General features: G+C 69.6%; 10 protein-coding genes and 2 pseudogenes. 8 read left to right on the top strand and 4 right to left on the bottom strand.

Annotated features, from left to right (window positions below; genetic code table 11):
• Positions 1-236 (top strand): annotated as a pseudogene (locus tag JWQ05_RS14540) (DoxX family protein); the annotation flags it as partial.
• 4 nt (positions 237-240) lie between these two features.
• Here JWQ05_RS14540 and JWQ05_RS14535 read toward each other — a convergent pair.
• Positions 241-1,677 (bottom strand): annotated as a pseudogene (locus tag JWQ05_RS14535) (MFS transporter); the annotation flags it as partial.
• Positions 1,678-1,967: 290 nt separating this feature from the next.
• Between JWQ05_RS14535 and JWQ05_RS14530 the strand changes: the two are divergent.
• From JWQ05_RS14530 to panE, 5 genes are all read left to right on the top strand, one after another.
• Positions 1,968-2,870: a DUF3313 domain-containing protein gene (locus JWQ05_RS14530; RefSeq protein WP_299659567.1), complete on the top strand. Its 903-nt coding sequence runs from the start codon at positions 1,968-1,970 to the stop codon at positions 2,868-2,870.
• A 165-nt stretch (positions 2,871-3,035) separates the two neighbouring features.
• Entirely contained in the window at positions 3,036-4,529 is a 1,494-nt protein-coding gene (gene guaB / locus JWQ05_RS14525; protein ID WP_299659564.1) for an IMP dehydrogenase, read from the top strand.
• Between the two features lie 11 nt (positions 4,530-4,540).
• Positions 4,541-4,858, top strand: coding sequence for an MAPEG family protein (locus tag JWQ05_RS14520; RefSeq protein WP_299659562.1), 318 nt, complete (start codon positions 4,541-4,543; stop codon positions 4,856-4,858).
• Positions 4,859-4,983: 125 nt separating this feature from the next.
• On the top strand, positions 4,984-5,415 hold the full coding sequence (locus tag JWQ05_RS14515) for an MAPEG family protein (protein WP_299659560.1): 432 nt from the start codon (positions 4,984-4,986) through the stop codon (positions 5,413-5,415).
• A gap of 75 nt (positions 5,416-5,490) precedes the next feature.
• The gene (gene panE, locus JWQ05_RS14510) at positions 5,491-6,441 is read left to right on the top strand and encodes a 2-dehydropantoate 2-reductase (RefSeq protein ID WP_299659558.1); all 951 of its coding nucleotides are present in this window, start codon (positions 5,491-5,493) and stop codon (positions 6,439-6,441) included.
• Here the strand turns inward: panE and JWQ05_RS14505 are convergent.
• Together JWQ05_RS14505 and JWQ05_RS14500 are read right to left on the bottom strand one after the other, a co-directional pair.
• Entirely contained in the window at positions 6,435-6,617 is a 183-nt protein-coding gene (locus JWQ05_RS14505; protein WP_299659556.1) for a hypothetical protein, read from the bottom strand. The two genes, panE and JWQ05_RS14505, sit on opposite strands and share 7 nt — an antisense overlap.
• Positions 6,618-6,749: 132 nt before the next feature.
• On the bottom strand, positions 6,750-6,905 hold the full coding sequence (locus tag JWQ05_RS14500) for a hypothetical protein (RefSeq protein ID WP_299659553.1): 156 nt from the start codon (positions 6,903-6,905) through the stop codon (positions 6,750-6,752).
• A gap of 84 nt (positions 6,906-6,989) precedes the next feature.
• On the opposite strand from JWQ05_RS14500, the gene JWQ05_RS14495 reads away from it, so the two are divergent.
• Positions 6,990-8,102 (top strand): RsmB/NOP family class I SAM-dependent RNA methyltransferase, encoded by a 1,113-nt coding sequence (locus JWQ05_RS14495; protein ID WP_299659550.1) that lies wholly within the window; start codon positions 6,990-6,992, stop codon positions 8,100-8,102.
• Positions 8,103-8,192: 90 nt separating this feature from the next.
• Here the strand turns inward: JWQ05_RS14495 and JWQ05_RS14490 are convergent, their stop codons facing one another.
• Entirely contained in the window at positions 8,193-8,420 is a 228-nt protein-coding gene (locus JWQ05_RS14490; RefSeq protein ID WP_299659547.1) for a hypothetical protein, read from the bottom strand.
• A gap of 165 nt (positions 8,421-8,585) precedes the next feature.
• On the opposite strand from JWQ05_RS14490, the gene guaA reads away from it, so the two are divergent.
• Positions 8,586-10,142, top strand: a complete 1,557-nt coding sequence (guaA, locus tag JWQ05_RS14485) for a glutamine-hydrolyzing GMP synthase (RefSeq protein ID WP_299659544.1) — start codon at positions 8,586-8,588, stop codon at positions 10,140-10,142.
• Positions 10,143-10,898 lie beyond the last annotated feature (756 nt).

Raw genomic sequence — 10,898 nt, 5'->3', positions numbered from 1 at the left:
TGGCCGAGCGCACGCTGTTCCTGGCCGATCTCGGCCTCGCCGGCGGCTTCCTGATGTATGCGATGATCGGCCCCGGGGCTTGGAGCTGGCTGGGCTGGCGCCAGGGCGCCCGTGCCTCGGCTGGTCCAGCCCGGGCCGCGCCTGTCAAGACCACGTCCGCGAAGGCCACGTCCTCGAAGTCGGGGGCAAGGCCGAAGCGTCCCGCCGGCCGCGCCCCCGCCCGCGCCGCCGCCTGACCTCCTACGGCGTCGCGTTCCGTGCTCCCTCGGCGACGCGCCGCTGGCCTGAGACTTCCGCCCCGGCGTCGGGGCCGAGCCGGCGGAATCCGAAGAACGAAGCCAGCGAGATCATCGAGACGGTGAGGAAGGCCGGCCCGAAATCCGCAGCCGCGATCTCGGATCGCCCGTAGGCGGCGGCATGCGCCTCCATGGCGAGGGCGCCGATCGAGACACCGAGACTGAGCGAGAGCTGCTGGGCCACGCTGGCGAGGCTGGTCGCCGCGCTCATTTCGGGCTTGTCGAGTTCGGCATACGCGATGGCGTTGACGCAGGTGAATTGCAGGGAGCGCACGCAGCCCCCTAGCAGAAGCACGCAGACGATGACCGCGTGCGGGGTCTGTGCCGTGAACAGCCCGTTCACCGCGAGGAAGCCCGAGGCCACCACGGCGTTGACGAGCATCACGCGGCGAAAGCCGTAGGCGCGCAGGATGCGCGGGCCGATGATCTTGATGAGCAACGCGCCGGCCGCCGCCGCGAAGGTGAGCAAGCCCGATTGCAGCGGGTCCAGCCCGAAGCCGATCTGCAGCATCAGCGGGAGCAGGAACGGGATCGCCCCGGTGCCGATGCGAAACAGGCTGCCTCCGGTCACGGCGGCCCGGAAGGTCGGGTAGCGCAGCAGATCGAGGCGAATCACCGGGTGGGCGACGTTCCGCGAGTGCCGGAAGTAGAGCGCCAGCAGGACCATCCCGGCGGCAAGGCAGCCCCAGGAGACGCCGTCCGGCAGGAGGTGGCGGCCCGTCGAGGCGATGCCCAGCATCAGGGACGCGAGCCCGAGGCCCGACAGCAGGAAGCCGACCACGTCGAGGGGCGGGCGCTCCGCCTCGCGGATGTTCTCGAAATACAGGCTCGCCAGCACGATCCCGGCGATGCCGATCGGGATGTTGATGAAGAAGATCCAGCGCCAGTCGAGATAGGTGGTGATCAGGCCGCCGAGCGGCGGGCCCATGATCGGGCCGATCAGCGCCGGGATCGTCAGGTAGGCGAGCGCGCTGACCAGTTCGTTCTTGGGCACGCTACGCAGGATCACGAGCCGGCCCACCGGCACCATCATGGCGCCGCCGAGCCCCTGGAGAAATCGCGCGGCGACGAACCCGGCCAGCGAATTCGAGGCGGCACAGGCGAGCGAGCCCGCCATGAACACGCCGAGCGCGATCCGGAACACCGTGCGCGCGCCGAACCGGTCGGCCATCCAGCCGCTGATCGGAATGAAGATCGCCAGGCTCACGAGGTAGGCTGTGAGCGCGAGCTTGAGGGCGATGGGCTCCTCGCCGAGGCTTCGGGCGATCGTGGGAAGCGCCGTCGCGATCACCGTCGAATCGGTGTTCTCCATGAAGAGCGCCGTGGCGACGACGAGGGGGACGATCTGGGAGGCGCGCATGGACAGGGAAAAGTGCGCGCGGCCCCGGTCGGTTGCTTCACGACGGTCGAATTCCGCTCAAGCCGGCGTCGTGGACCCGAAAAACGCTGGGGCGGCCGGATGAAAAGGGTATTCCGCACGTGCAGGCCTAGAGGCCGATCCGGGCGTGGCTCTGCGGCCACATCGGTCCAGCTTCGGACCCGCGCAGGCTTCCGGATCTTTCCACAATGTTGCTGGACCCGCTAAGCTCGGCCTCAACGTTCGGTTCGACGCCTGCCACTCTCGGTGGTGATGCCGCGCGACCGATCCTTCCGTCCTATAGAAAGTCATCGATGCGTCCGAGGCTCGAACATCGCCGCACGCTGTCCACGCTCGCCGCCTGCCTCGCTCTGTCAGCGGCGGTGGCGGGCTGCGGCACGGTGGTGCTCACCGAGTCCGGCATCCTGACGCGCTACGACCGGCTGGCGGCGAGCGACGAGACGGCCAGCTCGTCGCGGATCTTCGTCGACCCGGCCGCGCTCGCGACCACCCGCACCGTTCACATCGTGCCCACCACCTTCACAGAGGCGGTGGCCCCCGGCCTGACGCCGCTGGAGCGCAAGCTCGTGGCCAACGCCGCCGACCGGGCCCTCTGCTACGAGCTCTCCCTGCGCTACGACGTGGTCTCGACCCGCAAGGCCGACCTCACGATCCGCTCGGCGGTGACGCGGATCGATCTCACCAACGTGCCCGCCGCGGGTGCGACGCTCGCGACCTCGGCCGGCATCACCATCGCGTCGCAGCTCGGCGCCGGGTTCGCCACGGCGGTGGGCCGGATTCCGATTCCCCGCATCCCGATCGGTCTGGGCAGCCTGACGGTGGAAGCCGAAGCCCTGGACGGGCGCAACAGGCAGCGCGCCGCCATGGTCTGGGGCGGGGCGACCAACGCCTTCACCAACCAGGCGCGGTTCTCGCCGGCCAGCGACGCCTACGATCTCGCCGGTGAGTTCGGCCAGGATTTCGGGTTCTACCTCGCCACCGGGCAAGACCCCTTCAAGGCGCCGCTCACCCTGCCGACCTACGATCGCGTGCGCGTCACGACGCTGGGCGAAGCTCCCCTCGACCCGGATTGCGAGGCCTTCGGCCGCGCGCCCGGCATCGATGGAATTCTCGGCGATTACGTCGGCGCACCGCCGGAATGGACCGACAAGGGCCCGGCGGAAGGCCTGCCGGGTGCGCCGAAGGGCGTGCGCTAGGCGCAACCCCCACCGGAGAACGGGACCGCGCGCGCATTTTCCTGTGCCGCCAGGGCCTTCCCGGCTTTGCGCCGGTTCCCCACGCATGATACTGGCCCGTGCCAACCCGATGACGCCGGACCGCCCGACAGGGCCCGGCGCCGGCACCCGTTTCGGAGTTGGTTCATGGCCCGCATCACCGCAGATTCCATCATCGAGGGCTTGACCTTCGACGACGTCCTGCTGCGTCCCGCAGCCTCCTCGGTGATGCCCACCGAGGTCAAGATCGCGAGCCGGCTCACCCGCTCGATCCACCTCAACCTGCCGATCCTGGCCTCCGCCATGGACACCGTGACGGAAGCGCCGATGGCCATCGCCATGGCGCAGAACGGCGGCATGGGCGTCATCCACCGCAACCTCGAGCCGCACGAGCAGGCCGAGCAGGTCCGCCTCGTCAAGAAGTACGAGTCCGGCATGGTGCTGAACCCCATCACCATCCACCCCGACGAGACCCTGGCCGACGCGTTCTCGCTGATGAAGCTGAATCGCATCTCCGGCATTCCGGTGGTGGAGCGCGGACCGAACGGCTCGCGTGGCAAGCTCGTGGGGATCCTCACCAACCGCGACGTGCGCTTCGCCACCAACTCCTCCGAAACAGTGGCCGAGTTGATGACCCGCGACCGGCTCATCACCGTGCGCGAGGGCGTGAACCAGGAGGAGGCCAAGCGCCTCCTGCACCAGTTCCGCATCGAGAAGCTGCTGGTCGTCGACGACCATTACCGCTGCATCGGCCTCATCACCGTCAAGGACATCGAGAAGCAGGTCGCCTATCCGGGCGCGGTCAAGGACGAGCAGGGCCGCCTGCGGGTCGCGGCCGCCACCACCACGGGCGATGGCGGCTTCGAGCGGGCCGAGCGTCTCATCGATGCGGGCTGCGACGTCATCGTGGTCGACACCGCCCACGGGCATTCGATCAAGGTGCTGGACGCAGTGCGCCGCGTGAAGCAGCTCTCCAACACCGTCCAGATCGTGGCCGGCAACGTCGCGACCCGTGACGGCGCCCAGGCCCTCATCGATGCCGGCGCCGACGCCATCAAGGTCGGTATCGGCCCGGGCTCGATCTGCACCACCCGCATCGTGGCGGGCGTCGGCGTGCCTCAGCTCACCGCCCTGATGGAGGCGGTGGAGGCCGCCGACAAGGCCGACGTGCCGGTGATCGCCGATGGCGGCATCAAGTATTCGGGCGATCTCGCCAAGGCGATCGCGGCGGGCGCCTCCGTCGCCATGCTCGGCTCGCTGCTGGCCGGCACCGACGAGGCCCCCGGCGAGGTGTTCCTGCACCAGGGCCGCTCCTACAAGAGCTATCGCGGCATGGGCTCGGTGGGTGCCATGGCGCGGGGCTCCGCCGACCGCTACTTCCAGGCGGAGGTCAGCGACACGCACAAGCTCGTGCCCGAGGGCATCGAGGGGCAAGTGCCGTACAAGGGGCCGGTGGCGGCCGTGCTGCACCAGCTCGCGGGCGGCCTTCGCGCCGCCATGGGCTATGTCGGCGCCCCGACCATCCCCGAGTTCCAGGAGAAGGCGCAGTTCATCCGCATCACCAATGCGGGCCTGCGCGAGAGCCACGTCCACGACGTGACCATCACCCGCGAGAGCCCGAACTACCCCGGCCGCGCCTGAGCCTGACGACCATGTCCGATCCGCGCCATCTCCTGCTCTGGCCGGTGCTGGCGCAGATCGGGCTGACCTTCGCGCTCTACGCCTGGCTCTCTGCGGCGCGCCTGCTGGCGGTGCGCTCCGGTGAGGTGCGCTACGCCTGCTTCGAGCTCGGACGCGAGGAGCCGGTGCGGATCGCCCGCATCACCCGCAACCTCGCCAACCAGTTCGAGCTACCGGTCATCGTCTTCGCCTGCGTCGCGCTGCTGGTCGCCTTCGATGCGGTCAGGATGTTCGACGTCTGGGCCGGCTGGATCTTCGTGGCCGGGCGGGTCGTCCATTGCGGCGTGTAGACGCTCACCGACGACGTTCCCCTGCGCGGGCGGGTCTTCCTCATCAATGCCGTCGGCTGCGCGATGCTGGTGGGCCATCTCGGCCTCGTGGCTCTCGGCGGCTGAACCCACGCGAAGGACATCCCGTGACCGTCCAAGCCATCCTGTCGCCCGTCTTCGCGCAGGTGTTCCTGACCTTCGGGCTCCTGTTCTGGACGGGCTTTGCCCGCCTGCGGGCGTTCCGCGACGGCAGCGCGAAGGGACGCGCCCTCAGCCTCGGCCAGCGCGACTGGCCCGCCCCCGCGCAGCAGGCCGCCAACAGCTTCTCGAACCAGTTCGAGATCCCGGTCCTGTTCTACGTCCTCGTCGGGCTGGCTCTTGCGACACTCAAGGCCGACCTGCTGTTCGTCGTGCTCGCCTGGGTGTTCGTCGCGACCCGCGTGCTCCACGCCGGCATCTACCTGACCACCAACCGCGTCGCGCACCGGTTCCAGGCCTACACGGCGGGCACGCTGGTGCTGCTCGCGATGTGGATCATCTTCGCCGTGCGAATCTTCGTGGCGCCCCTCGGCATCTGAACACACGCGAAGTCGCTGGATCGACCGAGCCCCGGTCGGATAAGGCTGGGGCCGAGGCTTGAGGATCAGAACACCATGCGCGTGCTCGTTGTCGGCGCCGGGGCCACCGGTGGATACTTTGGCGCCCGGCTCGCGGAGGCCGGCCGCGACGTGACCTTCCTGGTGCGGCCGGCGCGCGCACAGAAGCTCGCCTCGGCGGGCCTCGTCGTGGAAAGCCCGGCCGGCAACCTCCACCTCCCGGCGCCGCAGACCGTCACCGCCCCGGACCTCTCGGCGGGGCAGGCGGGCGCCTTCGACCTCGTGTTCTTCTCCTGCAAGGCCTACGACCTCGACAGCGCCATCGCGGACGTGGCGCCGGCGGTCGGCCCCGACACGGCAATCCTGCCCGTACTGAACGGCCTGCGCCACCTCGATGCCCTGGACGCGACATTCGGAGCGGCACGCGTGCTCGGCGGCTCCTGCGCCATCGCGGCGACCCTCGGGCCGGCGGGCGAAATCCGGCAGATGAACCAGCTCCATACCCTGACCTACGGCGAGCGGGCCGGCGGGCGCTCGGCGCGCGTCGAGGCCATCGAGGCGCTGATGCAGGGGGTCAAGTTCCAGCCGCGCCTCAGCGAGAGCATGCTGCTGGAGATGTGGGAGAAGTGGAGCTTCCTGGCGACGCTCGCCGGCTCCACCTGCCTGATGCGGGCCACCATCGGCGACATCGTCGCGTCACCCGGCGGACTCGCGTTCATCGAAGCCCTGATGGAGGAATGCCGAACCATCGCCGCGGACGCCGGCTACGACCCGCGCCCCAAGGTGATGGAGAACACCCGCAGCACCCTCACGGCGGCGGGCTCGGCCTTCACCGCCTCGATGTTGCGGGACATCGAGAACGGCGCCCGGATCGAGGCCGACCACATCGTCGGCGACCTGATCGCGCGGGCGCCCGCCACGCTCGCCCATCCGATGCTCGACCGCGTCTACACGCACCTCACGGCCTACGAGATCCGGCGCGCCCGCGAGGCCGCAAAAGCTCAGTAGCGCGGGCCGGGCGACGGAGGAGCGCCGTATTCGAGCTGCGTCTTGGCATCCGGGCGGCGGGGCGGGGGCGTCGTCAGGTCGGGGGCGGCCGGCGCCGTCGAGCAGGCGGCGACCGCCAGCATGATCAGCCCCGCCAGGGTCAGGTGGATGGCGGGAGAGGTCCTGACGGGAGACATCGTAACGCGAGACTTCGTGACGCGAGACATGGGGACCTCTAAAGCTCCGGGTGACCGCGACGGGCGGCGTTGATGTGGACGCTGGGCCGCAAACCCGCCCGAAGCTCGGCCGTATTGTGACCCTCCACTGCCTTAAAGCGCGGCCGTAAGGCTGCTTCCGATCGAGAACCCGAGGACCTTGCCCTGACGCCCCCCGCCCGCCTTTCCGCCGCCATCGAGGTTCTCGCCGACATCGCCGCGCGCCGCCGCCCCGCCGCCGATGCCCTGAAGGATTGGGGGCTCGCCCACCGCTTCGCCGGCTCCGGCGACCGCGCCGCCATCGCCAGTCTCGTCTACGACACGCTCCGCCGCCGCGCCTCCGCCGCCTGGATCATGGCCGACGAGAGCCCGCGCAGCCTCGTCATCGGCATGCTGCGGCTCCAGTACGGGCGCGCCGCCCCGACCATCGCGGAGCAGTTCACGGGCGAGCGCTTCGCCCCGGAGCCGCTGAGCGCGGCCGAGCGTCAGCGCCTCGACCAGGGTACTCTCGACGACGCGCCGCTCCACGTCGTCGGCGACGTGCCCGAATGGATCCTCCCCTCGCTGGAGACGACCTTCGGCGACGCGACCCGCGACGAGCTGCGCTCCCTGAGCCGGCGCGCGCCCCTCGACATCCGCGTGAACACCCTGAAGCGCAGCCGCGCCGAGGCCACGGAGGGCCTCGCCCACCTCGCGCCGACGCCGACACCGCACGCGCCCAACGGCCTGCGCATCCCCATCGGCGAGGATGGACGCGGGCCCGCCCTCCACGTCGAGCCGGAATTCATCGACGGCTGGTACGAGATCCAGGACGAGGGCTCACAGCTCGCGAGCCTGCTCAGCGGCGCGCGCAGCGGCGAGACGGTCGTCGACCTCTGCGCGGGCGGCGGCGGCAAGACCCTGAGCCTGGCGGCACTGATGGGCAACGAGGGCCACCTGATCGCCAGCGACGACGATCCGCGCCGGCTCGCACCGATCCACGAGCGCCTGCGCCGCTCCGGCGCCGTCGCCGACATTCGCACCCCCCGCGCCGGCAAGGCCCGCACGGACGTCCTGGCCGATCTCGACGGACGCGTCGACCGCGTGCTGGTGGATGCGCCCTGCACGGGCTCGGGCACTTGGCGGCGCAATCCCGACGCCAAGTGGCGGATGCGCCCCAACGCCCTGGCCACCCGGGTTGTCGACCAGGCCGCCGTCCTCGACCGTGCGGCGCGGCTGGTGCGGCCGGGCGGGCAGATCACCTACATCACCTGTTCGCTTCTGCCGGAGGAGAACGACGCGGCGGTGGCGGGTCTCCTGGCTCGCACATCCGGCGACTTTGCCGTGATCGGCGCTGAGGCGGTGCTGCGCGAGCGGGCGCCGGATCTCGCGCCCGCCGTCCGCCTCACCGCGCACGGCCTGCAGATGAGCCCGGCCCTGACGGGCACGGACGGATTCTACGTGGCGACGCTGCTGCGCCAGGGCTGAACCGGAATTTCAGGTCTGAAAGGAGACATGGCCCCACGGGGGGCCATGCCCTTGATGCGGGATCGCGACGTCTCGCAATCCGCGAGATCCCTAGAAGCAGCTGCGCTTGCGCACGACCACGACGCGGCCCATCGGACCCCGGCGCTTCGTCACGACGGTCCTGCAGCGCGGTCCGCGGATCACCGTACGCCGTACGACCCGGACCTGCTCGATGCCGTCCGCCGGGGCGATGCCGGCCGCGACGGGCAGGGCGGAAGCCGACGTGGCACCGAAACCCGTGAGGGCGAGGGCGGCGATCCCGAAGATGGTTGCTCTCATGAAATGAGGCTCCTGTTCGTTGCTGGGGCGCGTGGTTTCGGCGCTCCGCGGTGAACAGCCGATTAACGCCGGCACGACGCGAATCCCCAGCCCGATGCCCCTCGCGGGGCGGCACTGCAGGGCGATCCGTTGCACCGCGCCGAGGCCTCGTCTAACTCCAAGTCCATGAATACAGAGCACGACAAGATCCTCATCGTCGATTTCGGCAGCCAGGTGACCCAGCTCATCGCGCGCCGCGTGCGCGAGGAGGGCGTCTATTGCGAGATCGTCCCCTTCGCCAAGGCGGCCGAGGCCTTCGCGGAGACCAAGCCCAAGGGCGTGATCCTGTCCGGCGGCCCCGAATCGGTGACGACGGAGGCCTCTCCGCGCACGCCCCAGATCGTGTTCGATTCCGGCGTGCCGGTCTTCGGCATCTGCTACGGCCAGCAGGCCATGGCGGCTCAGCTCGGCGGCGAGGTCGAGGGTGGGCACCACGCCGAGTTCGGGCGGGCCGAGATCGAGATCCTGTCGGATTGCCCCCTGTTCAAGGGCGTCTGGCATGTGGGCGAGCACTACCCCGTCTGGATGAGCCACGGCGACCGGGTCACCAAGCTGCCCGACGGCTTCACCACCGTCGCCATGTCGAAGAACGCCCCCTTCGCGGCGGTGGCGGACGAGGCGCGCAACTACTACGCCGTGCAGTTCCACCCCGAGGTGGCGCACACGCCGCACGGCGCCCTGCTGATCCGCAACTTCGTGCGCGACATCGCGGGCTGCTCCGGCGACTGGACCATGGGGGCCTATCGCGAGGAGGCGATCGCGAAGATCCGCGCGCAGGTGGGCAAGGAGCGGGTGATCTGCGGGCTTTCCGGCGGCGTCGACTCGGCCGTGGCGGCGGTGCTGATCCATGAGGCGATCGGCGAGCAGCTGACCTGCGTGTTCGTCGATCACGGCCTCCTGCGGATGGGCGAGGCCGAGGAGGTGGTGCGCCTGTTCCGCGACCATTACAACATCCCCCTCGTCCACGTGGAGGCGCAGGCGCTCTTCCTCGGCGAACTCGACGGCGTCAGCGACCCCGAGCAGAAGCGCAAGACCATCGGGCGCCTGTTCATCGACGTGTTCGAGACCGAGTCGAAGAAGATCGGCGGCGCCGCGTTCCTGGCGCAGGGCACGCTCTATCCGGACGTGATCGAGAGCGTCTCGTTCACCGGCGGCCCCTCGGTGACGATCAAGAGCCACCACAATGTCGGCGGCCTGCCCGAGCGCATGAACATGCAGCTCGTTGAGCCCTTGCGCGAATTGTTCAAGGACGAGGTCCGGGTGCTTGGCAAGGAACTCGGCCTGCCGGAGGCCTTCGTCGGCCGCCACCCCTTCCCGGGGCCGGGCCTGGCGATCCGCTGCCCCGGCACGATCACGCCCGAGAAGCTCGAGGCCCTGCGCAAGGCCGACGCGATCTACCTCGACGAGATCCGCAAGGCCGGCCTCTACGACACGATCTGGCAGGCCTTCGCGGTCATTCTCCCCGTGAAGACGGTGGGCGTGATGGGTGACGGACGCACCTACGACCACGTCTGCGCGTTGCGCGCCGTCACCTCCGTCGATGGCATGACGGCGGATTTCTACCCCTTCGAGATGGCCTTCCTCGGCCGGGTCGCCACCCGCATCATCAACGAGGTCAAGGGCATCAACCGAGTGACCTACGACATCACCTCGAAGCCGCCTGGCACCATCGAGTGGGAGTGAGGGGCGAACCGCTACGATCCGAGACCGGGGCCGACCACGCGCCTGAGCCAGCTTTGATTGCCCCTGTGCCGAGGCGCGCCCCTGGACGTGCCCCGCTGCAACCTCCGGATCGCAGCGATGAACGGAGCGGGGGAGAAGGCGACGGAGCCACCAGGACCTTCACGTCAGCGGCCGACCGCGGCAAGCGCTGACGCGTCGATGTCGAACGCCGACGCGGCGGCCTTGTCGACCGTGATCGACGCGGAGCAAGCCGTCTTACGCCTTGGTCTTGGCGGTCCTCACTTCCTTTGACGGAACCCGGCCGTCCGGTGTCGATCCTGCCGGGTTACCGCAGGCAGCAGAAGCCGGGTACATCCCTGTTGAACCCCCGGCATCGTTCGCAGCGGCGGGCGGATCGTTTCGATAGTCGCCAAGTCTGGGGGCGGCGTATGCATCCTGAACGGCGACTCCGAAGTCGCCCGCGGTCAGCACTGCGGCCGTCCGAAGAAAAACTCTCAACGGGGTGGAAACCCGCTGGATACAGTGGAGGTCGCCTCTCCCCTGGTCGGTTCAGAAGCAAAGGGTAGGCGACAAAAAACGCCTGCGCCGAATGCCCCGATCGCTTTACACCCCCGGTAACACAAGGGGCGTTCGGGTTGCAGAGCATGGTGGTGTCGGCGGGGTCGACCACCGGAGGTGCGGTATCGGTGACGTGCGCCCGGAGGCCACCGGCGTTCATGCATCCTTCGACGACCGGCTTGGCGACCAAGCGCGTTC

The sequence above is a fragment of the Methylobacterium sp. genome (genome assembly GCF_028290105.1).
Classification (GTDB): Bacteria; Pseudomonadota; Alphaproteobacteria; order Rhizobiales; family Beijerinckiaceae; genus Methylobacterium.
The sequence above is the reverse complement of the archived record's forward strand: the minus strand, read 5'-3'. Positions and strand labels throughout refer to the sequence as shown.

Coding starts and splice junctions, on each gene's coding strand:
- guaA (WP_299659544.1), top strand. CDS start 8,586: ATGAATACAGAGCACGACAAGATCCTCATCGTCGATTTCGGCAGCCAG.
- guaB (WP_299659564.1), top strand. CDS start 3,036: ATGGCCCGCATCACCGCAGATTCCATCATCGAGGGCTTGACCTTCGAC.
- JWQ05_RS14530 (WP_299659567.1), top strand. CDS start 1,968: ATGCGTCCGAGGCTCGAACATCGCCGCACGCTGTCCACGCTCGCCGCC.
- JWQ05_RS14495 (WP_299659550.1), top strand. CDS start 6,990: ATGGCCGACGAGAGCCCGCGCAGCCTCGTCATCGGCATGCTGCGGCTC.
- JWQ05_RS14505 (WP_299659556.1), bottom strand. CDS start 6,617: ATGTCTCCCGTCAGGACCTCTCCCGCCATCCACCTGACCCTGGCGGGG.
- JWQ05_RS14490 (WP_299659547.1), bottom strand. CDS start 8,420: ATGAGAGCAACCATCTTCGGGATCGCCGCCCTCGCCCTCACGGGTTTC.
- JWQ05_RS14520 (WP_299659562.1), top strand. CDS start 4,541: ATGTCCGATCCGCGCCATCTCCTGCTCTGGCCGGTGCTGGCGCAGATC.
- panE (WP_299659558.1), top strand. CDS start 5,491: ATGCGCGTGCTCGTTGTCGGCGCCGGGGCCACCGGTGGATACTTTGGC.